Source organism: Vibrio anguillarum (assembly GCF_003390515.1).
In the GTDB taxonomy this organism is placed as follows: domain Bacteria; phylum Pseudomonadota; class Gammaproteobacteria; order Enterobacterales; family Vibrionaceae; genus Vibrio; species Vibrio anguillarum.
In genome coordinates this window covers 1,114,494-1,136,300 of record NZ_CP031479.1, presented here as the reverse complement: position 1 = coordinate 1,136,300, position 21,807 = coordinate 1,114,494, and the positions used below count along the sequence as shown (strand labels likewise).

The 21,807-nt window shown below is 43.9% G+C and carries 17 protein-coding genes and 2 tRNA genes; 10 read left to right on the top strand and 9 right to left on the bottom strand.

The features are described 5' to 3' along the window. Nucleotides 1-19 precede the first annotated feature (19 nt). On the bottom strand, nucleotides 20-2,692 hold the full coding sequence (adhE, locus tag DD616_RS09340; RefSeq protein WP_013856398.1) for a bifunctional acetaldehyde-CoA/alcohol dehydrogenase: 2,673 nt from the start codon (nucleotides 2,690-2,692) through the stop codon (nucleotides 20-22). 629 nt (nucleotides 2,693-3,321) lie between these two features. Here adhE and DD616_RS09335 point away from each other — a divergent pair. Further along, on the top strand, nucleotides 3,322-3,960 hold the full coding sequence (locus DD616_RS09335; protein ID WP_010318853.1) for a YchE family NAAT transporter: 639 nt from the start codon (nucleotides 3,322-3,324) through the stop codon (nucleotides 3,958-3,960). Between the two features lie 115 nt (nucleotides 3,961-4,075). Here the strand turns inward: DD616_RS09335 and asd are convergent, their stop codons facing one another. Then, complete coding sequence (gene asd, locus DD616_RS09330; RefSeq protein ID WP_208872197.1) at nucleotides 4,076-5,206, bottom strand: aspartate-semialdehyde dehydrogenase; 1,131 nt, start codon at nucleotides 5,204-5,206, stop codon at nucleotides 4,076-4,078. A 422-nt stretch (nucleotides 5,207-5,628) separates the two neighbouring features. Between asd and nhaC the strand changes: the two genes are divergently transcribed. Beyond that, nucleotides 5,629-7,065: a Na+/H+ antiporter NhaC gene (nhaC, locus tag DD616_RS09325; protein ID WP_017048541.1), complete on the top strand. Its 1,437-nt coding sequence runs from the start codon at nucleotides 5,629-5,631 to the stop codon at nucleotides 7,063-7,065. A gap of 109 nt (nucleotides 7,066-7,174) precedes the next feature. On the opposite strand, the gene DD616_RS09320 is transcribed toward nhaC, so the two are convergent. Then, nucleotides 7,175-8,371: an Hpt domain-containing protein gene (locus DD616_RS09320; RefSeq protein WP_094133166.1), complete on the bottom strand. Its 1,197-nt coding sequence runs from the start codon at nucleotides 8,369-8,371 to the stop codon at nucleotides 7,175-7,177. 173 nt (nucleotides 8,372-8,544) lie between these two features. Further along, on the bottom strand, nucleotides 8,545-9,546 hold the full coding sequence (gene yejK, locus DD616_RS09315; protein WP_017042553.1) for a nucleoid-associated protein YejK: 1,002 nt from the start codon (nucleotides 9,544-9,546) through the stop codon (nucleotides 8,545-8,547). 84 nt (nucleotides 9,547-9,630) lie between these two features. Between yejK and DD616_RS09310 the strand changes: the two genes are divergently transcribed. The 3 genes from DD616_RS09310 (at nucleotide 9,631) to DD616_RS09300 (ending at nucleotide 11,824) form a co-directional block, all read left to right on the top strand. Next, complete coding sequence (locus DD616_RS09310; RefSeq protein WP_013856392.1) at nucleotides 9,631-9,855, top strand: YejL family protein; 225 nt, start codon at nucleotides 9,631-9,633, stop codon at nucleotides 9,853-9,855. Nucleotides 9,856-9,879: 24 nt separating this feature from the next. After that, nucleotides 9,880-11,685, top strand: a complete 1,806-nt coding sequence (locus DD616_RS09305) for a DUF3413 domain-containing protein (RefSeq protein WP_017049110.1) — start codon at nucleotides 9,880-9,882, stop codon at nucleotides 11,683-11,685. A 62-nt stretch (nucleotides 11,686-11,747) separates the two neighbouring features. Next, nucleotides 11,748-11,824: transfer RNA gene (locus tag DD616_RS09300), tRNA-Pro, on the top strand. A gap of 54 nt (nucleotides 11,825-11,878) precedes the next feature. Here DD616_RS09300 and DD616_RS09295 read toward each other — a convergent pair. Continuing rightward, nucleotides 11,879-14,188: an FdhF/YdeP family oxidoreductase gene (locus DD616_RS09295; RefSeq protein WP_208872196.1), complete on the bottom strand. Its 2,310-nt coding sequence runs from the start codon at nucleotides 14,186-14,188 to the stop codon at nucleotides 11,879-11,881. Nucleotides 14,189-14,198: 10 nt separating this feature from the next. Next, nucleotides 14,199-15,089 (bottom strand): formate dehydrogenase accessory sulfurtransferase FdhD, encoded by an 891-nt coding sequence (locus DD616_RS09290; RefSeq protein WP_094133610.1) that lies wholly within the window; start codon nucleotides 15,087-15,089, stop codon nucleotides 14,199-14,201. Between the two features lie 585 nt (nucleotides 15,090-15,674). Here DD616_RS09290 and DD616_RS09285 point away from each other — a divergent pair. Both DD616_RS09285 and DD616_RS09280 read left to right on the top strand, forming a co-directional pair. Next, nucleotides 15,675-15,765, top strand: a tRNA-Ser gene (locus DD616_RS09285). A 225-nt stretch (nucleotides 15,766-15,990) separates the two neighbouring features. Continuing rightward, on the top strand, nucleotides 15,991-16,218 hold the full coding sequence (locus DD616_RS09280; RefSeq protein ID WP_026028272.1) for a hypothetical protein: 228 nt from the start codon (nucleotides 15,991-15,993) through the stop codon (nucleotides 16,216-16,218). 74 nt (nucleotides 16,219-16,292) lie between these two features. Here DD616_RS09280 and DD616_RS09275 read toward each other — a convergent pair whose 3' ends face one another. Further along, nucleotides 16,293-18,245 carry a DNA topoisomerase III gene (locus tag DD616_RS09275; RefSeq protein WP_208872195.1) on the bottom strand — a complete coding sequence of 651 codons (1,953 nt, stop codon included), beginning with the start codon at nucleotides 18,243-18,245 and terminating at the stop codon, nucleotides 16,293-16,295. An 84-nt stretch (nucleotides 18,246-18,329) separates the two neighbouring features. Continuing rightward, a complete protein-coding gene (locus DD616_RS09270; protein ID WP_010318865.1) occupies nucleotides 18,330-18,662 on the bottom strand; it encodes a Grx4 family monothiol glutaredoxin in 333 nt (110 codons plus the stop codon). 241 nt (nucleotides 18,663-18,903) lie between these two features. On the opposite strand from DD616_RS09270, the gene sodB reads away from it, so the two are divergent. The 3 genes from sodB to DD616_RS09255 all read left to right on the top strand — a co-directional run bounded on the left by sodB (nucleotide 18,904) and on the right by DD616_RS09255 (nucleotide 20,974). Continuing rightward, a complete protein-coding gene (gene sodB / locus DD616_RS09265; RefSeq protein ID WP_010318866.1) occupies nucleotides 18,904-19,488 on the top strand; it encodes a superoxide dismutase [Fe] in 585 nt (194 codons plus the stop codon). A gap of 122 nt (nucleotides 19,489-19,610) precedes the next feature. Next, on the top strand, nucleotides 19,611-20,114 hold the full coding sequence (locus tag DD616_RS09260; RefSeq protein WP_208872194.1) for a VC2046/SO_2500 family protein: 504 nt from the start codon (nucleotides 19,611-19,613) through the stop codon (nucleotides 20,112-20,114). Between the two features lie 233 nt (nucleotides 20,115-20,347). Then, nucleotides 20,348-20,974: an SDR family oxidoreductase gene (locus DD616_RS09255; RefSeq protein WP_370685854.1), complete on the top strand. Its 627-nt coding sequence runs from the start codon at nucleotides 20,348-20,350 to the stop codon at nucleotides 20,972-20,974. Between the two features lie 33 nt (nucleotides 20,975-21,007). Here the strand turns inward: DD616_RS09255 and DD616_RS09250 are convergent, their stop codons facing one another. Beyond that, nucleotides 21,008-21,772, bottom strand: coding sequence for an MlaA family lipoprotein (locus tag DD616_RS09250; RefSeq protein WP_088732734.1), 765 nt, complete (start codon nucleotides 21,770-21,772; stop codon nucleotides 21,008-21,010). Nucleotides 21,773-21,807 lie beyond the last annotated feature (35 nt).

The window sequence follows — 21,807 nt, the reverse complement described above, 5'->3', positions numbered from 1 at the left end:
AATCTCTCAATAACTCAGCTTACTTTTTCTTTGCTGGTTTTTGGTCATCTTTCTTCTTGATAACGGTAGTGCCTTCGAAAGTTTCACCTTCAACAAACGCTGTACCATAGTAAGCCGCAAGAAGTACTTCTTTTAGCTCAGAAATCAGTGGGTAGCGTGGGTTTGCACCAGTACATTGGTCATCAAACGCTTCAACTGATAGCACGTCAACTTTTGCGAGGAAATCCGCTTCATTCACGCCAGCCGCTTGGATAGATAGCGGGATGTCGAGATCTTTCTTCAGCTCTTCCAACCAAGTCAGTAGACGTTCAATCTTCTGAGCAGTACGGTCGCCCGCTTGGCTCAAGCCTAAGTGGTCAGCCACTTCAGCGTAACGACGGCGTGCTTGTGGACGGTCGTATTGAGAGAACGCAGTTTGTTTGGTTGGGTTATCATTCGCGTTATAGCGCACAACGTTAGAGATAAGCAATGCGTTAGCAAGGCCGTGCGGGATGTGGAACTCAGCACCGATCTTGTGCGCCATAGAGTGACATACACCTAAGAACGCGTTAGCAAAAGCAATACCTGCGATAGTCGCTGCATTGTGCACTTTTTCACGAGCAATTGGGTCTGCTGCGCCATTTTTGTAGCTTGATGGTAGGTACTCTTTCAGCATCTTAAGTGCTTGTAGAGCTTGACCATCAGAGTATTCGTTCGCAAGAACAGATACATAGGCTTCAAGAGCGTGAGTCACAGCATCGTAACCACCAAATGCCGTTAGAGACTTAGGCATATTCATCACAAGGTTCGCATCAACGATAGCCATGTTAGGTGTTAGCTCATAATCCGCTAGTGGGTATTTAGCACCTGTTTTGTCGTCTGTTACAACGGCAAATGGTGTGACTTCTGAACCTGTACCTGAAGTAGTCGTGATACAAACCAATTCTGCTTTTTGACCCATTTTAGGGAACTTGTAGATACGTTTACGGATATCCATAAAGCGCATTGCAAGCTCTTCAAAGTGAGTTTCTGGGTGCTCATACATAACCCACATGATCTTCGCCGCATCCATTGGTGAACCACCACCAAGTGCTAGAATCACGTCTGGTTGGAAACTCTTCATTGCTTCAGCGCCTTTCTCTACGACAGATAGAGTTGGATCAGCTTCTACATCAAAGAATGTTTGAACTTCCATACCGTTTGACTTCAGCAGAGTCACTACGTCGTCTGCATAACCGTTGTTGAATAGGAAACGGTCAGTAACTAGGAATGCGCGTTTTTTGCCTTCAAGATCGCTCATAGCGATTGGAAGGCTACCACGACGGAAGTAAATTGACTTAGGTAGTTTATGCCACAACATGTTTTCAGCTCGCTTCGCAACAGTTTTCTTGTTGATTAGGTGCTTAGGACCTACGTTCTCAGAAATTGAGTTACCACCCCAAGAACCACAACCTAGCGTTAGAGATGGTGCAACGTTAAAGTTGTAAAGGTCACCGATACCACCATGAGTGGTTGGGATGTTTACAAGAATACGCGCCGTCTTCATTTTGTCACCAAAGTAACGGATACGGTCTGCATTAACGTCTTGGTTAGTGTATAGACCAGAAGTGTGGCCGATACCGCCGATTTCTACCATTCTTACTGCTTGTTCTACCGCGTTCTCGAAAGAAGTCGCGCGGAACATGCCAAGTGTTGGAGAAAGTTTTTCATGTGCGAATTCATCGTCATAAGAAACTTCGCCAATACCTTCACCGACAAGGATTTTAGTATCTGCTGGAACTTTAACGCCCGCCATTTCAGCGATGGCTGTTGCTGGTTGGCCTACGATTTTCGCGTTTAGTGCGCCATCGATAAGCAGTACCTTACGTACTTTGTCTGCGTCTGCTTTACTTAAAACATGCGCTTTATGGCTCGCGAAACGTTCTTTTACTTCGTCATACACTTCGTCCATAACGATAACCGCTTGCTCAGAAGCACATACCACACCGTTATCGAATGTTTTAGACATAAGAACAGAAGCAACTGCACGTTTGATGTCTGCCGTTTCGTCGATTACAACTGGAACGTTACCTGCACCTACACCGATTGCTGGTTTACCTGACGAGTAAGCCGCTTTCACCATGCCAGGACCACCTGTTGCAAGGATAAGTGCAATACCTTCGTGCTTCATTAGCGCGTTAGATAGCTCAACTGAAGGTTGATCAATCCAGCCGATGATATCTTTTGGCGCGCCAGCTGCAACTGCTGCATCTAACACGAGTTTAGCTGCATCGTTAGTTGAATTTTTCGCACGTGGGTGTGGCGAGAAGATGATACCGTTACGAGTCTTCAAAGAGATGAGAGATTTGAAGATTGCAGTAGAAGTAGGGTTAGTGGTTGGAACGATACCGCAGATGATGCCTACAGGCTCAGCGATAGTCATCGTGCCTAGGTTTTTATCTTCTTCAAGAATGCCACACGTTTTTTCGTCTTTGTATTTGTTGTAGATGAACTCAGACGCAAAGTGGTTCTTGATTACTTTATCCTCAACAATACCCATGCCTGATTCCGCTACCGCTTGTTGCGCTAGAGGGATACGAGCTTGGTTAGCTGCTAATGATGCTGCGCGGAAAATTTTATCTACTTGCTCTTGAGAGTAAGTAGAGAATTCTGCTTGAGCCGCTTTAACGCGCGCTACTAGAGCATCAAGTTCAGCTAAATTAGTTACAGGCATAATGGATCTCCTAAAAATAGAAAAATGTTAAAAACTCTTTATTAAGTTTGCAGCTTTGTGTTTTTGTTTTTTCTCAACAGCTTAAACAATGACAGACTTAGTAAATTGCTTTCAGGACTGAGTATAATATTTCAGAGTGTGAAAAAAATTGACTCAGATCAGTTCTCAAAAACTAATTACCCAATTAGGGGTGACCACCCTACAAAATCGCCTACAAGACACTGAAAACAAACAAAAAACATATAGATAATTAAATGAATAAAAAACATTTACTTAAACAACGAAAACTATAAAAACTACAACAATCTGTAAAAAAGTTTCATTTTTGAGCGATAGATGAATGAACACACCTAATTTTACGTGCTACTGAGAGTATATCGACTCTCACTTTTACCACCAGCTAGGAGCACTAATTTTATTAAAAATGTGCAGATGTTAACAGTTGAGCAAAAAACAACACCACTCACATACATTAGAAAAACAATTGTAAAACGTTTTCTTCATTGAATTAGTTTTTCTCAGCAATAAAACCCCAATCGCTTTAGTTTTTTTCATTCGTGCTATCCTTTGCTTTCGCTTACATTAGCCACGTAATATTTCATCGAAATGATCCATTAGAGATAAATGCCATGCAAACCTTTGAGTTAGCCATTTTCCTGCAGTTTTTCTTAGGCCTTGTAGCCGCTGTGAACCCCGTGGGGATTATGCCAATATTTGTCTCTCTCACTGGGCATATGACGCAAGAAGAGAAACACAAAACGGCGGCTACAGCGAATATTGCTGTGGCAATAATTTTGATTACAGCACTGCTTGCTGGGCAGATGTTACTGGATATGTTTAGTATCTCTTTAGATTCGTTTCGAGTAGCTGGTGGCCTATTGCTGCTGAGCATCGCGTTTTCGATGATGAGCGGTAAATTGGGTGAAGATAAACAAAACAAACAAGAGAAATCTGAATACATTAGCCGTGAACAAATTGGAGTTGTGCCACTCGCTATGCCTTTAATGGCAGGACCGGGTGCCATCAGTTCAACCATAGTGTATGGCTCTCGCTACCCAAGCATGTTCGATACCGTGGGTATTATAATCACTGTGGTGTTATTTAGTTTAAGCTCTTGGCTGCTGTTTCGCTCAGCGCCCTATATTGTCCGCTTCTTAGGTCAAACGGGTATCAACGTGATTACGCGGATCATGGGTTTGATACTAGGCGCACTCGGTATTGAGTTTATTGCCAATGGGCTCAGAAATTTATTTCCTGGCCTTGCATAACCGCGTTAACATCGTCACAGTTGCTACAGACAAAAAGCATAAAAAAAGGGGCGCTTTGCATAAAGCGCCCCTTTTTTTTATTTTTACTCAAGTGGTTTTAAACCGAGATCCATCTTTACTGTTTTTCAGCCAGAATGATCCGCAAAGTACGGCGAAGCGGCTCAGCAGCTCCCCACAATAATTGGTCACCCACCGTAAACGCATTTAAGAAATCATCACCCATAGACATTTTACGCAAACGTCCTACGGGAACTGACAAAGTACCAGTGACTTTGGCAGGGCTCAATTCACGTGCGGTAATATCGCGCTCGTTTGGAATAACTTTCACCCAATCATTGTGCGTAGCGATCATCTCTTCGATTTCATCAAGCGGAACATTTTTCTTCAGCTTGATGGTTAATGCTTGTGAGTGGCAGCGCATTGCGCCAATACGAACACAGGTTCCATCAATCGGAATCGGTGACGATTGAAGTCCCAGAATTTTATTAGCTTCAACGCCCGCTTTCCACTCTTCTTTGCTTTGACCATTGTCGCGTTTGACGTCAATCCAAGGGATTAATGAACCCGCTAGTGGTGCACCAAACTGCTCGGTAGGAAAAGAAGGTGATCGCATGGTTTCAGCCACTTTTCTGTCAATATCAAGAATTGAGCTCGATGGATTAGCCAATTCAGAGCTCACCGCATCGTTAATTACTCCCATTTGCGAGATCAACTCGCGCATATTTTGAGCGCCAGCACCCGAAGCTGCTTGGTAGGTCATTGCGCTCATCCACTCGACCAAACCTTTCTCATAAAGGCCGCCTAATGCCATAAGCATTAAACTGACTGTGCAGTTACCGCCCACAAAGGTATTGGTTCCTGAATGGATACCGTGCTGAATTTGTGTCAAGTTGACCGGATCTAAAGTGATGATTGATTGTTTATCCATCCGTAAGGTAGATGCAGCATCAATCCAGTAACCTTTCCAACCCGCTTGACGCAGCGCTGGATACACTTTTTCAGTGTAGCTACCACCTTGACAAGTGATAATGGCATCTAATTGTTTGAGGCTATCAATATCGTAAGCATCTTGCAGTAACCCTGTATGATGATGGCCTTTCTTAGAAGGCACCGTTGGGGCAGGAATACCAATTTGAGATGTGCTAAAGAAAACCGGTTCGATCAAGTCAAAGTCATTTTCTTCAACCATACGCTGCATCAGTACAGAACCGACCATACCACGCCAACCCACTAAACCTACTCTCATCGCGCTCACTCTCCATGTATCTAAAATGAAAATTTATTGCTCCATCTATAAGTGGTTCAGCATAAAATCTCAAGACTTTCTTAGTAAAAGTGGTAACTTTTTCTTTCTGCGTAGCCAGTTTTGTAAAAAACACATTTAAGCCTAAAAATCACTCAACCGCACTATGATTCAGCATTCAATAATCAACGAAACGCTAAATAATCACGTTCTTGTTACACAAAAAGCCCACACTACAAAACATTTATAACCATTAAATTTAACTATTATCAACATTTAACATCGAAGATTAACCACTTGAACGACATAAATCACATCCGAGGTGTTTGATGTCGATATATTATGCTAACTATTGTAAAGTGCGATCGAACTCAATAAGGGCACCGTTCTGTCCTTAGATCATAAATCTGACAAGAGGCTCTTTTATGACGCAAGCCCCTCAACGCCTACCTAGCTTAATTCAAGTAATTATTGCTCTAGGCTTGTTTTTGTTACTCGCGTTTTCGTTTACAGCTCAACTCGATCTCCCTATCCAACTGGCCTTATACATTGGCTGGTTCATCATTATTGTGCTCGGTGTTCGTTTAGGTCACCAATATAAAGAATTAGAAAAAGCAGCACTGAATGGTATTTCTAATGGTTTAGGTGCCGTGTTGATACTTTTAGCTGTTGGCGCATTAGTTGGTACTTGGATCTCTGGCGGGATCGTGCCGACCATCATTTACTACGGTCTTCAAGCAATCCATCCTTCTATTTTCCTTCTTGCAACGATGATCATCTGCTCTCTCACCGCTTTAGCAACTGGAACCTCATGGGGTGCAGCTGGTACCGCGGGGATTGCCATGATGGGGATTGGTCAGGGTCTTGGCGTTCCAGCACCAATCACCGCTGGCGCAGTACTTTCAGGTTGTTACTTTGGTGACAAAATGTCGCCATTATCTGATTCCGTTATTCTGGCGTCTTCGATGTCTAACGTTGAAGTGATGGAGCACATTAAAGGTATGCTGCCGATAGCGCTTATCAGCTACGTGATCACGGGTATCATGTTTACCTTATTTGGTTTCCACTATGCGGGTAACGTAGACATGTCTCAAGTACAAAGCGTGATTGAGGCGATGGAACAGCAGTTTTACATTACCCCATACTCTTTTGTGCCAGTGCTGATTGTACTCGGCTTGCTTGCGATGAGAATGCCTTCGTTTCCTGTAATTAGCTTTGGTTCATTGCTGGGCATCATTTGGGCTGTGATGATCCAAGACGTAGACTTCTTGCAAGCTTTCAATACCGCATGGGCACCTTACAATATTGAATCTGGCGTTGGCTTCATTGACTCAATCTTAAACCGAGGCGGCATGTCCTCTATGCTTGGTTCTGTAGCCGTGATTGTCTTTGGTCTCGGGTTTGGTGGATTGCTAGATAAAGTGGGTGTGCTTGAAACCATCGCAAAACTATTTGAGCGCCGCGTGACAAGCGCAGGTTCACTGGCTACCAGTACCATTGGTACTGCATTTATGGGCAACGTTTTTGGCTCAGCTATGTATGTATCACTCATCCTGACCCCTAAAATCTGTGCCAAGAACTATGACCGTTTAGGCTATCAGCGTAAGAACCTATCACGTAACGCTGAATTTGGTGGCACGCTCACCTCCGGTATGGTGCCATGGAGCGATAATGGCATCTACATGGCGAGCATTCTAGGCGTTGCAACGCTCTCATATGCCCCCTTTATGTGGCTAAGCTTTGTCTGTATTTTGGTGACCATTTTTACCTCTTACATGGGTTGGTTTGTTGATAAATGTGAACCTACTGCACCAGCAGACAGTGCTGAACAAGCACCGGTTCTCAACCAACAGTCAGCCTAGCAGAGTATTGCAAAGGTCATTGAACTAAAAAACCATTAAAAAGAGCTCAACTGAGCTCTTTTTTACTACAAGCAGAATCACCATTTAAAGCTGATACGATAGAACTGGCTTATCGTTTTCTTTGATCAAGGTAGTGTTGCGCACTGGCTATAGCGGCCGCTAATTGCGTTGTTAATAACCCCAATTGCTTCTCCGTAGGTCGTTGCTTCTGACTAAGTCGCAACTCTATTTCTGACGCTATCTGCTTGAGTGAACGGCAACCAAGATTGCCCGCGACGCCTTTCAGGCTGTGTGCTCGGCGCTGCGCCTCCTCCAAATCAGAATGCACCAATCTTTTCAATTCAGTTGCATCATGCTGATGATCTTGTATAAATACGCTCAACAGTAGAGTGACAGACTCAACATCGCCATTGAGAGTTATGAGCATGGATTCAATATCGATGGCCAAATCATCAGAAAGATCCGATGTTTCCACCTGTGGTTCTTCTGTAGACAAAACACGACTGGGATTTATCTCAGATGACGCATCCTCTTTCGCAGCGCTGGGAACTTTATTAACATGAGAACGAGTTAAAACTGATGACCGAAACATCAACCAACCCAGCAATAGCATAACACCACCACTTAACCCCGTGACAAGATAAGCATAGATGTTTAAAAGACGATGGTATTGGTTTTCAACATGGATAAGCTGATTGTAAATAGAGTGATTGATTAAATTGTCGACCAAACGTGCACCTTGGGCGTATTGATTCAGTAAATCAGACGCTTGTGCTAATGTCTGCTCTAACTCTTTTTTCTGAATGGCTGGTAAAGATTGCCCATCCACATAGAGTTTATCTAATGCTCGATAGATCCCCGGATTTTGCTCAGTGTCACTGAACATCGCTTCAAATACATAAGCGCCTAACACCACATACATTTGCTTGAGTTGTTCTGAATTAGTGGGATTATCGCGCAGCACTTGTAGGCGTTCAACCAAGGGTTGAATATTAAGCTCAATCGACAAATACGATTTGGTCAGTGTGATATAGCGATCAGTCACATGAAGCAATTGCTGAATATCTGGTCGCCATGAAAAATCTCGGTGCTCAACTTCCAGCTGTAGCCTAAGTGAATAGAGTAGCTGTACATTCAGCGCGATATCATTCGCTCGCGTCGAACGATAAGGCTCTTTAAAATAGAGTGAACTTTTAAGTTCTTCAACACTGTAATGTAACTCTTTCACCGCATGCATGGCTTGGTAGCTTAAATGGCTTTGCCAAAACACAAGACCAACGGAGATTAACCAACCAAACAGAATCACTCCATACGATCTCACGCTGAATCGTTTTGATTTCTTTTGCCCAAACACTGTGATTACCAATTTGTACTTGTAATTAATACAAGCATAAACCTAAAGTTTGGACCGTGCTGAGTTGTACATCGGGAGAAAAGACAAAAAAGAGAGCCATATCAAGCTCTCTTAGTGGTAAACGATTAACGCTGGCGCGTTAACTGTTCTCTTAAATTCGGTGGCGTGCCTTTGATGGTTAACGTGTCGCTTTCAGGATCATAAAAAATACGCTCTCCCAATAACAAGCTATCAAAGCTCACATTCAAACCGCCCCCTGCACCGACAAACTTGGTCAGTTTACGCACGGTAGAACGATCACCAGGAAAGCTCTCTTCCAGTTCATAGCCATGTGCCTGCGTATATTCGAAAAAACCCGTGCCGTCTTGGCTAGCAGGTAATTCACCAGACAACTCACGAATATGAACCTCTTCACCGGCTTTAATTTGCTCATTGCAGTAATCGTAAACCTGCTTCTTGTAACCGATCGCTTCATCTTTTTCTAGCTTAGAATCCGTGCAAAAATCCTGTACCGCTTGCATCAGTACTTGATTTTGCACTTTGGTATCTAACCCGACATCGGCTTGCAGAAAATCAAGAAAGAAATCCGACACTTTTCGACCAACGCGACCTTTGATATAGGCAAGGTAACGGTTTGAGTTTTTGTCCGTTTCAAAACTTGAGAGGTCAAGACGCGCCGCGATATCCATTTTGTTGATATCAAGATAATCTGTCGCGCTAATGTCGAGCCCCTCTGTTACTTTCAAACTTTGGTTGAGAGGTAAAAGCCCAATAAATAGGTAATCAGTAGCCAGTGACTGATATTCGGCCATCACTAAGATCCCTTCATCAGCAAACGGATACTTTGATAATTCATCTTTCAGCCGTTGAGCACTGATTTGTGAAAAATCGTAAAAATCACGCTCACCTTGACGAAGTTCTTGCAACCAAGTTTGAAAATCACTGTCCGACTTAAACGAACCAAAACCTTTGCTCGCTTTCGAATTAAACACGCGATGCAACTCAGCCACTAAATTTTCGGCAGACGTATCATTATCTAAAGATTGAGAGCGGTATTTAACCACCAACTCATCTTGCTCGTTTTTGCTTAATTGGTGCAAAATCACGTTGGAAAGGTGAAGACTCATAGTGAAATTATCATCGTTCTGGTTTCAGTTGTAAGGCATTGTAGGTTATCATAAGCCGCTTTTACTATCATCATTAGAGTCTTTATGCCTATTACATCTAAATACAGCGACGAAAGAATTGAAAATATCCTGACAGAAGTTGCTGCCATCCTCGCTAAACATAGTGCTTCCCCTGAGCTTACTCTCATGATTGCGGGAAACATTGCAACGAATGTCTTAAACCAAAACGTTGCCGCTTCACAGCGTAAGGCGATTGCGGAAAAATTTGCTCAGGCATTGATGTCGTCTTTAGAAACTACTACTCACTAATAGAATGCATAGATAGAAAATCACATGGCAGATAGCGAAAATACATACGGTGAACGCGTATCACGGTTGGTTGGTTGGGGGCATTGGTTTGCTTTCTTCAATATCATTGCAGCAATGCTTATTGGTACTCGATATATCGTACAATCACCATGGCCTGAAACCTTGTTGGGGCAGTTTTATTTAGCTGTGTCTTGGGTCGGCCATTTTGGATTTTTGGTCTTTGCACTCTATCTGCTGGTTTTATTCCCTCTGACATTCATCATTCCGTCGCGCAAACTATTTCGCTTCGTGGCGGTCTGTTTTGCAACGTTAGGACTCACACTCTTATTAATCGATACCCAAGCTTATCAAGCAATCAACCTGCACTTAACACCGATTGTATGGGAACTGCTTTTTAGCGATGAGACCAGCGCTATCACCGCCGACTTACAGCATCTGTTTGTGGTCATGCCGCTCATTTTCCTCTTACAACTTGGGCTTTCGGAGTGGGTTTGGCGTAAGCAGCGAAAACTATCGCATAAACACGTTGGCCGGCCCATCGCGGCGGTATTTTTCATTAGTTTTATTACCAGCCACCTTATTTACGTTTGGTCTGATGCGTATTTAGAAACATCAGTGACCAGCCAAAAATCAAACTTCCCGCTCTCGTATCCAATGACGGCAAAATCGTTCATGGAAAAACACGGTCTATTTGATCGTGATGTGTACTTAAAGCGTTTGAAGGATAATGAAGAGAACCTTAACATTGTTCGTTATCCTCTTGAGCCTCTTCAATTTGGCCGCAGAGCAAATAATCTCAATATTTTGCTAGTGAGTGTCAATAATTTAAGAAGTGATGTGCTGACAGCTGAAATCATGCCCAACACTTACCAATTTGCGACAGAAAATTTGAAGTTTAATAATCATTACAGCTCGAGTAATGACATGTTTGGGATCTTTGGCTTATTTTATGGATTGCCAAGCAGTTATGCCAACGCCATTCGTTCACAAGGTACCCCTCCGATACTGATAGATGTATTGAAAAAACAGAATTATCAGTTTGGCCTCTTTAGTGGCGATAATTTTGACGACACCTTATACGAAGAGACGATTTTCCGCACTTTAACGGTCTCTAAAGCTCCTTTTGATCAAGAATCGAGCACAGATAACCAAACTATACAACGCTGGCATAAATGGGTATCCGAGCAAACCGAACAACCCTGGTTCAGCTATTTGGAGTTGACGACCGTTGACAACTTTAATGACTTTGACCCTCGGTCAAGTAAAGGTAGTGCCAGCGATCGCCTGCGTGCTGGTTACAATAACTCGGTCAATGCAGCCGACCAAGAAATAGGCCTGCTGCTCACTAAGATTGACGAATTACAATTGCAAGACAATACGCTGATTGTGATCACCTCAAATCATGGCGCGGAGTTTAACGAGACAAAAACCAACAGCTGGGGTGCTAACAGCAATTACAGCCGATACCAGTTACAAGTGCCGATGATCATCCATTGGCCTGGAAAAATGGCAGGGGAATACTCACACCGTTCAAGTCACTTAGATTTTTCAGTCACGCTTTTACAGGATCTGTTAGGTGCTTCATCCAACCCTATTGAATTTAGCAGTGGTAGAAACTTGTTTGATGAAAACAAAAGGAAGTGGATTTTAGCCGGTGATGCCCGTGAATTAGCCTTGATTACCGATACCCAAACGACTCTCATTGATAAATTTGGCAACTTCAAGCTGTTTGATGAAAACTATCAACGTCAGAAAGACTCTAGCCCAGCGTTACCAGTACTGATGCAAGGCTTAACTGAATTGCAGAGATTTTACGCCAAAGATAATTAAATCAGGTCGTTAGCAAGATTATCTCTTGACGCTAAAGGGATAAATGATTAGATTACGCCAATCGGACTGTAGCGCAGCTTGGTAGCGCACCGTCATGGGGTGTCGGGGGTCGGAGGTTCAAATCCTCTCAGTCCGACCATACACCTAAAAAAAGAGAGCTTCGGCTCTCTTTTTTGCTTTAGTATCTGATTTTTTAGTCTGTTTGAACTAACGGTGGTGCAACTTTGGTTGGGTGAATAACAACGGCAATAGATTTTGATGTCGGGGTATCACTAAAGTCGCCTTTACTGCTCAATGGAATGAGTGCATTTGCCTCAGGGAAATAGGCCGCTACATTCCCTTGAGGAATTACATAGGCGACCACTTTGAAGCCCAAAATTTCACGTTTAATACCATCATCCCACAGTGTCTCAATATCGACTCGTTCACCCGCTTTTAATTGCAGCTGCTCAATATCTTTTTCATTCATGAAGATGACATTACGTTCGCCAAATACACCTCGGTAACGATCATCCAAACCGTAAACCGTGGTGTTGTACTGATCGTGCGAACGCATCGTCTGCAACACAAAAATCGGTTTCTTGGTCATCTGCTGAGTTTTAAGCGGAACGATAGATTCAGGAAGTGCATTACTGCTTATCTGCGCTTTTCCTGTGGGCGTTTTCCAATTAAATTCACGCGCTGAATTACCAAGATAAAAACCGCCAGGCCCTTTGAGCCGCTGATTAAAATTGGCAAATCCTGGGATAATCTTTTCAATCAAATCTCGAATGTTATCGTAATTATCGGCCATGGATTGCCAATCGATTGGATTTCCCTCCCCTAAGGTCGCTTTTGCCATTCCTGCGATAATGGCAGGCTCTGAGCGCATCATCTCTCCTGTAACATCAATTCGCCCAGAAGAAGCATGAACCATGGAGAATGAGTCTTCAACGGTAATTTTCTGTGGCCCCTGAGCCTGAATATCAATATCTGTCCGACCTAAACAAGGCAGGATCAACGCATCCTTGCCCGGGTTGACATGACTCCGATTCAGTTTAGTCGCAATGTTTACGGTCAAATTACAGTTTTTCATTGCTTGTGCGACACGCTCGGTATCGGGCGCAGCAGCAACGAGGTTTCCTCCTAAACCGATAAAGACTCTACTTTCACCCCGTAGCATCGCCTCAATAGCATTAACTACATTATGGCCATGCGCTTTTGGTGGCGTAAAGCCCAGTACTTTTTCAATATTGTCGAGTAGAAATTCAGGCGGTTTTTCATTAATTCCAACCGTGCGGTCACCTTGCACATTTGAGTGGCCACGGACAGGACATACCCCAGAACCATCCTTACCAATTTGGCCAAACAGTAATTGTAGATTGACCAACTCTTGTATGGTTGCCACTGAATGCTTATGCTGAGTCACCCCCATTGCCCAAGTTACGATCACGCGTTTAGCGCCTTGGTAAATATCTGCCACCAGCTCTAGCTCTTGTTGCGTGAGCCCAGATTGTTCAATAATACTTGACCACGACGTAGCCTGCACCATGGCTAAATAAGACTCCATCCCTTCGGTATGCTGGGCAATGAAATCAAGATCGAATATCGATTCACCGCAGGCCTGTGCTTGCTGATGACGAGCAAGAAGAATTTTCACCAAGCCACGAACCGCCGCCATGTCTCCGCCTAATTTAGGAGTGAAATAATGGCTAGTGGTCGGTGTTGAACCATTGCTTAACATTTCAAAAGGATTTTGCGGGTTAGTAAAACGCTCCAATCCTCGCTCTTTTAAATTATTAAACGCAACAACCCGAGCGCCACGCTTATAGGCTGACGCCAGTGTTTCCAACATACGAGGGTGATTCGTTCCTGGGTTTTGTCCAAATAAAAGAATCGCATCGGATTCTTCAAAATCCTCAATAGTCACAGTTCCCTTACCAATGCCAATCGAGCGAACCAAGGCGACGCTCGTCGCTTCATGGCACATGTTTGAGCAATCAGGAAAATTATTGGTACCAAACCGGCGCGCAAACAACTGGTATAGAAATGCAGCTTCATTACTCGCGCGGCCTGATGTATAAAATTCCGCCTGATTTGGACTAGCGAGTTGATTGAGGTGTTGTGCAACCAGTGCAAACGCCTCATCCCAGCTGATTGGCTCATAGTGATCCGTTTGAGCGTTATAGCGCATTGGTTCCGCTAAACGCCCTTGAGATTCGAGAAAATAGTCACTCTGCTTATTGAGCCAAGTGACCGAATATTGCTTAAAGAAATCCGCCCCAACGCGTCGAGAAGTGGCTTCCCAGTTGACGGCCTTAGCGCCATTTTCGCAAAAACGAAAACGCCCTGGGACATGTTTTTCACCCCAAGCACAGCCCGGACAGTCAAAACCATGGTCTTGGTTGGTTTTTAAAAGATTGGAAATATTTTTGGCAACATTATGACTTTTCAATAGATGATGCGCGGTGCTTTTTAGCGCTCCCCAACCACCAGCCGAACCGGTATATTGTTTAATACTCATATTCTTCTTCTCACTCTTTCACTGACTGCAAACGTGCATGACCATGGTATATATTGAACTGATTTTTTTTGATAAAACCAATCAGTGTCATATCGAACTGACGCGCCATATCGAGCGCTAAACGTGATGGCGCACCAACAGCCACCACCACTGAAATGCCAGCAATGGCCGCTTTTTGCATTAACTCAAAACTCACTCGGCCACTAAGAATCAATACCCCTTGCGGGTGCCAACGTTGCTCACTCAAAATTCGACCAATCAACTTATCCACTGCGTTATGGCGGCCCACATCTTCGGCAACGGCAATCAACTCGCCATTCACGAAGTAACCCGCACCATGCACCGCCCCCGTTTTTGCAAACAGTGGTTGATGAACAAGAAGCAGATTAGGAAGCGCAATAACAACATCAGAAGAGAGCCATTTCGGGCTATCATCAACACGAATTTCTCGCCTCAAACTCAAGGCTCGGATGGATGTCATACCGCAAATGCCACAGCTCGACTGGCTCATATAACGACGGGCCTGATGCTGAATCACATCAGTGCATGGATGATTGAGCGTGACCAACCAGTGATTCTGGCCATGGCGTGATTCGTCGTCAACCAATTCCATATTGAGTATATGGTCATATGAATCGATCACTTGCTGCGTGTAAAGTAAGCCACCGATGAGATGAGCATCGTCACCGGGCGTTCGCATTGTCATGCTCCACTCTTCGATATGCAGCTTGTTAGTAACCGTATCATTCCATTGCAAACTGATTTGTAAAGGCTCTTCAATAGCAAGAATATCGTATTCATTTTGAAACCCTATTTTGGAATCAAAACGTTGGCGATAAATGCGTTCAGTCCCCTCAGGTTGAGCATCATGAGGGTCATTGGTTGTCGTTTCTTCTAGCATGGTTCTTTTTATTGACTGATTTCAATCATCAGCATAGGTGAGTGCAAGATAAACTCCTGCAAACACTCTGTACTTAATGATTGGAAATGGAAGCAGTGCCTTAAACACAGGAAGCTGCAAATTACTCCTCACCTTGCGCAGGGTCAAGAAAGCCATCTTTTGGCTATGGTTCAGGTTTAGTACCATTTCCCTGCCAGTTTTAGCTTGTTACCCGTCATTCCCAGAGGTTTAAGCATTATATGAACATAAAAGCATAAAAAAGAAATAACATTCCATTTATGAAACTCTGGTAGCCTGATACTACAAGAGAGCATCAGGCTCTTGGTAAACCGTTGCTAATACATAATCGATTACCCCGCTTCAATACGACTTTCTGTATAAACATCGTAAGAATTCACCGTTAAGCCAGCAACCAAATCAAAAATGCGCCATAACGAAGTACGCATTAATGTACGTTTTTTCTCCAACAAGGCGCTAAGAATCAAGCTATTAGTGGAAAATTATCGTCAATTGTATACAAAACCAGCAAACGATCAGCTCAAGACTTTACAAAGTAAAATTGCCTCGCTATTATGCGCACCACACGGAGAGATGGCTGAGTGGTTTAAAGCACCGGTCTTGAAAACCGGCGATGGTTAATAGCTATCCTAGGGTTCAAATCCCTATCTCTCCGCCATTTTTAAGAAAAGCCGCTGTTTTTACAGCGGCTTTTTCGTATCTGATTAACATCATTTTCTCATACTGATATTTTATTCCACGCACCAGTTGCCATTCATTAGATAAGTACCCTCTCCATTCATCACATACCAAAGGTGTATTTTTTAGAAACTGGCATCAAATATGCTTCCCATTATTCAACGGTTATGTCGTAATTAATGGCATGGTTAGAGAGGAGAAGTGTATGAGCCATCTCTATAAGATTGAATCCTACAGTGAAGAAGCGGTCAGCTCGATTGCCCAGTTTATCCGTTCTAAAGGTGGAAGATGCTGTATTGCTGGTTTTGCCGTGATAACAAGCCACCCTTTTCAAGAGCGCGAGGCGTGGCGTTTACTGCCACTTGTCGGCAAAGTGACTGACAATGTAACCGATTGGGATACCAGCCTTTTTTATCGAAAATGTGATAATTAGCTCGTCAGGTCGGTGAATATCTTACCTAATTCGCAGGCCTCAGCTTACTTAGCGACCGATTCTTTGATGTCATTTTATTGAGCCGAATTACGTTGATAACGCGTGGTTTTGCTGGATTTAAGTATCTTTCGTTTGAATGCAGGGCGCTCCACTTTGGGCAATGAGCGAAGCGACTCTGGCACTGCGCCCGATTTCGCCTGTTCCATGATCTGAATAATGCGCTCTTGCAGCACTTGCATAAAGGGTTGATACGCTTGCCCACGTTCAGCCATCGCTTGCAATTGATGCTCCCAATGGGCGGTCATATCAGGATAAGTTGATTCATTTGGCAGCGCATGAATTAAACCCCTTCCCGCTGACGAGCTTAGAATCAGTTTACCTTGACGTGTTAAGAGTTGCCGCTTGAATAAAGTGTCAAGGATCCCCGCTCGCGTCGCTTCCGTACCCAAACCATCGGTTTCACGTAAGATTTTTTTCAGCTCTTTATCTTCAACATAGCGAGCAATTCCCGTCATCGCTTGTAGCAAAGTCGCTTCAGTAAAATGACGAGGAGGCTCGGTTTTTCGATCGTGAATCTCCCCTTCTCGACACGTCAGCACCGTCCCTTTACTCAGTGGTGGAACGGTATCGACTCCGTTCTCTTCTTCATCGACTTTGCCCAACAAACTCTTCCAACCGGTGTCAACCAGTTGTCGCCCTGACGCAACAAAAAAGCCACCCGCAATATCAAACACCAGCTTGGCTTCCGCGTACACGGCGGCGGGATAAAATTGCATCAAGTATTGACGCGCAATCAATTGGTATATTTTCATCTCATTTCCCGACAAGGCATTGACGGATGCCTGCTTTGGTGTGGGAATAATGGCATGGTGCGCGTCCACTTTCTTATCGTTCCATGCTTTGGATTTAAGAGCTAAGTTTGCGCCACTGACCGCCGTTAACAACTCTTTGGCGTTGCACGCGATAGCTTGAGTTACTGACGAAGCTTGAGCGTAATGTTCTTGTGGTAAGTAACGACAATCTGAGCGCGGATAGGTGATTAATTTATGCTTCTCATACAGAGATTGGCAAGTGTCTAACACTTGCTGGGCGCTCATTGCAAAGCGCTTCGCTGCATCAATTTGCAGTGCAGATAAGGAATAAGGTAACGGCGCGGCTTGCTTAGTTTGCTTTTGTTCGGCTTCAATCACTGTGGCGGGTTGCCCTGCGATGCGCTGTGCGACATTTTCCACCAACTTGCGGTTTAAGACTCGCCCTTCTTCATCTTGCCACGGCTGACAAGCATCGCTGGGTTTCCAGCGCGCACGGATATCAAACGCCACTTGATCAGTTTGATAAGGGATTAACGCATGTAATGTAAAATAGTCTCGCGGGATGAAGTTTTCTATCTCCTCATCCCGACGTACCACAAGCCCTAGAATAGGAGTTTGTACCCGTCCAACCGACAAGACACCTTGATAGCCCGCTTTCTGCCCCAGCAAAGTATAAGCCCGTGACATATTCATGCCATACAACCAATCGGCTCTTGAACGCGCGAGCGCTGAAACCGATAAAGGGATGAATTCGCGGTTACTGCGCATCTGTTTCAGTGCACGCTGCACGGCTGGAAGGTTTAAATCGCTGATCAGTAGCCGCAATGCTTGCTCTTTTTTACTTTGGCTTACTTTGCAATAATCAATCACTTCATCAACTAATAGTTGCCCTTCGCGATCCGGGTCTCCTGCATGGATAATTTGCGATGCTTCTTTCAAAAGCTGACGAATCACAGTCAACTGTTTGCTCGATGTTTTGCGCGGTCTAAGCTGCCACTGTGAAGGAATGATAGGTAAGTCGAGTAAATTCCACTTTTTATAGCGTTCATCATAAACATCCGGCTCAACTTGCTCGAGTAAATGCCCAATACACCAAGTAACGATGTCGCCATTCGCACAACGAATGAAACCTTGATCTTTCTTGTGTGGTTTCGGCAGAGCATCGGCTATAGCGCGCCCTAAGCTGGGCTTTTCAGCAATGAATAAACGGGTCATAAACTCAAATCAACGCAAAAAAATAAGGCCACATTAACCAATGTGACCTTAATAAATCAAGAAAAACTGTTATTTTATACAGTATTACTCTTCATTGCCTGCACGTGCAGCGGCTTCTTTCACTAAAGGTTGCAGTTCGCCTTTTTGGAACATTTCGATAATGATGTCACAACCGCCAATCAACTCACCTTCAATCCACAATTGTGGAAAAGTAGGCCACTGTGCGTATACAGGCAGCTCAGCGCGGATATCTGGGTTTTGCAGAATATCCACATAAGCAAATTTCTCACCACAAGCCATCAAAGCCTGCGCAGCTTGAGAAGAGAATCCGCAACTTGGTAGCTTAGGAGAGCCTTTCATATATAGCAGAATGGCATTTTCTTCAAGTTGCTGTTTAATTTTATCAATAGTTTCCATTGCTTCCTCTTAATGGGATAGTGCGGTTTGTTACTGACATTCTAAATCATTAATAGAGAATAAAAAGCACATATTATTTATGGATATCCTGCCTATACAACAATTTTCAATATTAGGACTTTTAATAAAGTAAAAACTTGCTAAAATACCTTCAAGTCAGTCGTATCGACGAATATCATTATAATATCTGGAAGCTACTGAAAGAGACTTTCACTCTTTCTACACAACGGAGAATCGAGCAATGTCATTCGAATTACCAGCTTTGCCTTACGCTAAAGACGCTCTAGAACCACACATTTCAGCCGAAACACTAGATTTCCACCACGGTAAGCACCACAACACTTACGTTGTGAAGCTTAACGGCCTTATTCCTGGCACTGAATTTGAAGGTAAATCTCTCGAAGAGATCATCAAAACTTCAACTGGTGGCGTGTTTAATAACGCCGCTCAAATTTGGAACCACACCTTCTATTGGCACTGCCTTGCACCAAATGCAGGTGGCGAACCAACAGGTGCCGTTGCAGACGCAATCAACGCCGCATTTGGTTCTTTTGAAGCTTTTAAAGCAAAATTCACTGACTCAGCGATCAATAACTTTGGTTCATCTTGGACTTGGTTGGTGAAAAATGCGGATGGCTCTTTAGAGATCATCAACACTTCAAATGCAGCCACACCACTGACTCACGAAGGTGTGACTCCGCTACTGACGGTTGATCTGTGGGAACACGCTTACTACATCGATTACCGTAACCTACGCCCTGACTACATGAATGGTTTCTGGGCACTGGTTAACTGGGCATTCGTTGCAGAAAACCTAGCAAAATAACCTTTTCCCCTTGGATTGGTATTTAGTCATATGAAAAGCCTGCTTTATCGCAGGCTTTTTTGTTATTTTATCTAAAGTTATCTGCTTTCTCGCCGCTAAAAGTGCATCGGTTGGAGAGGCAAATGCAAGTACATACATTAGATAAAGCCAGTATTATAAACGAGCTTCAATTTGGCTCGGGGCTAAGCCATGCTGTTCAGCAAGGACGCCGTGCGGACTTTGCACTCATACTGTCGATGTTTTCTAACGATGTACGCGACAACACTCCTGTTGAACGTATTGAAAACCCACCCACTAGCGATGAATTGTTACGTAAGCGATTTGAGCTTACGGATCCTCAAGCACTGCGTTCCGACCAAAGCTCTTACGCTGTTTCAGCAAAACAGGCCGAGCTTTTCCATCACGGAGGGCTCGCCAGTGCGAAACTCAGCCACTACTTGACTCCTGAAGTACTCGCCTATTTGCCTGAAGATACGCATGATTTACCCGAAGAGGTATATCTTAATCTGTCAGGACATGAGCGAAGGCATCTTGCCTCCCCCTCAAACGTTGAGCTCTTAGTTGCCGATCTGTCGGTTCAACTCACCGTTGCCCACCGGCGAGATCAGATCCGCACCCAAGTTTGATGTCTTGTATGTAACACAAAACGACATTCTCTAGATCAGAATGTGAGTATGACCAAAAAAAACACATACCACGCTCGCTTAGGCTGAGTAATTTGATGTTATTCACACCCTACCCACAGTTAATCAACCATCCTATTGAGACTAAATCCCGCTACAACAATAAAACAAACAATAGGGTGAGGCACCCAATGGATATAAAAAGTGCAATAATATTAATCACTTCAGCAAGTTCGATGCTTGGTAGCACGCTGGCCGTTCATTTCGCACATTTAGGTGCAAAAATTATTTTGTGTGACCAAGACAAATTTGGATTAATGGAAACCTTTGCTCGTTGCAAAGCGATCTCTCAGGATGTTCATTATTACCACACACCAGATTACTCTTTAGAAACGATCCATCGGCTGTTCGATTTTATTGATCAAACCTATCATGGGGCACCGGATGTACTGGTCAATAATTGGCCAAATGCATCCCTCCCCCCCTTGATAGGTGAACAACGAGCTGAAGTCTTTCTTCAGAAGCTCGCCATGATGGCCTCAACTTTATTCACTTTTGGTCAAGCAAGTGCTGAGCGAATGCGTATTAACAACAAACCAGGTGTGATTGTGAACGTCATTTCTCAAAATGATGAGTATGACCTAGCGGGAATTGAAAATGCGAATTCTATGGTTTCTGGTTTCACGCAGAGTTGGGCAAAAGAACTAACCCCTTTCAACATAAGGGTCGGAGGCGTAGTGCCTAGCGCAAAAGGTGATGTAGATGAGAAGCCCCATTGGGCTGAGCTGCAAGATGAATTGATCCGCAATACGGAATACATCGTCGCTAACGAATACTTTAGCGGACGTGTGATGTCGGCCTAGCTAGCAGTACAAGGCCGACCTACATGGGTATGATTAAAACCCTTCTTCCAGATAATCGTCGAGATACTCTTCTTCCGATTCATCATACGTTTGGGTATCAATTTCTGCTTTAAAATCTTGGCGTTGTAAATAAACATCGCGAGTTAATGAGTATGGATCTGGGGAGTTTTCCAACGTCACTTCTTGGGGAACGAGCCTTGCTCGGGTCTCCAATCCTTCCAGAGCCCATTTGCCTAGGCCAGCCCAGACATTGAGATAAGAAAGTGGTACATACAAGCCATCCACAACATCTGTGGTTTCTCGAATCGTGTAGGGTCCGTATCCAGGAATCATTAAATATGGACCATTACCAACACCATAATGGCCTACCGCATCACTAAACGCTTTTTCATTGTGTTTGGTGATGCCCGCTTCTGACGCAATATCAATCATCCCAAACAGGCCTAAGGTGCTATTAATCCAAAAGCGGTTAAAGTGGTCAACGGCTTTCGTACCATTACCCATCAATATGTTGTTGATAATGCTTGAAGGTTCATCAAGGTTTGACAGAACATTGGCGATCGTTTTTCTAATGGGGTGTGGAATGTAATCCACGTAGGCAATCGCAACAGGGCGAACCAAGTATGGATCGATATAATCGTAGTTGATTGTCCACATTGATCGGTTAAAAACCTCAAAAGGATCGCCCGACTGCGTTTGATTTGATTCGGCTGACGTTGAATCCGGAGCGCTTGCACACCCTGATAATACGAAAAAGAACAGCATAGGGCATATCAGTCGGGATAGGCGGCTTATCATTATTTATTTCCATGTATAAAGGCCGATGAGACATC

Coding starts and splice junctions, on each gene's coding strand:
- adhE (WP_013856398.1), bottom strand. CDS start 2,692: ATGCCTGTAACTAATTTAGCTGAACTTGATGCTCTAGTAGCGCGCGTT.
- DD616_RS09335 (WP_010318853.1), top strand. CDS start 3,322: ATGCAAACCTTTGAGTTAGCCATTTTCCTGCAGTTTTTCTTAGGCCTT.
- asd (WP_208872197.1), bottom strand. CDS start 5,206: ATGAGAGTAGGTTTAGTGGGTTGGCGTGGTATGGTCGGTTCTGTACTG.
- nhaC (WP_017048541.1), top strand. CDS start 5,629: ATGACGCAAGCCCCTCAACGCCTACCTAGCTTAATTCAAGTAATTATT.
- yejK (WP_017042553.1), bottom strand. CDS start 9,546: ATGAGTCTTCACCTTTCCAACGTGATTTTGCACCAATTAAGCAAAAAC.
- DD616_RS09310 (WP_013856392.1), top strand. CDS start 9,631: ATGCCTATTACATCTAAATACAGCGACGAAAGAATTGAAAATATCCTG.
- DD616_RS09305 (WP_017049110.1), top strand. CDS start 9,880: ATGGCAGATAGCGAAAATACATACGGTGAACGCGTATCACGGTTGGTT.
- DD616_RS09295 (WP_208872196.1), bottom strand. CDS start 14,188: ATGAGTATTAAACAATATACCGGTTCGGCTGGTGGTTGGGGAGCGCTA.
- DD616_RS09290 (WP_094133610.1), bottom strand. CDS start 15,089: ATGCTAGAAGAAACGACAACCAATGACCCTCATGATGCTCAACCTGAG.
- DD616_RS09280 (WP_026028272.1), top strand. CDS start 15,991: ATGAGCCATCTCTATAAGATTGAATCCTACAGTGAAGAAGCGGTCAGC.
- DD616_RS09275 (WP_208872195.1), bottom strand. CDS start 18,245: ATGACCCGTTTATTCATTGCTGAAAAGCCCAGCTTAGGGCGCGCTATA.
- DD616_RS09270 (WP_010318865.1), bottom strand. CDS start 18,662: ATGGAAACTATTGATAAAATTAAACAGCAACTTGAAGAAAATGCCATT.
- sodB (WP_010318866.1), top strand. CDS start 18,904: ATGTCATTCGAATTACCAGCTTTGCCTTACGCTAAAGACGCTCTAGAA.
- DD616_RS09260 (WP_208872194.1), top strand. CDS start 19,611: ATGCAAGTACATACATTAGATAAAGCCAGTATTATAAACGAGCTTCAA.
- DD616_RS09255 (WP_370685854.1), top strand. CDS start 20,348: ATGCTTGGTAGCACGCTGGCCGTTCATTTCGCACATTTAGGTGCAAAA.
- DD616_RS09250 (WP_088732734.1), bottom strand. CDS start 21,772: ATGATAAGCCGCCTATCCCGACTGATATGCCCTATGCTGTTCTTTTTC.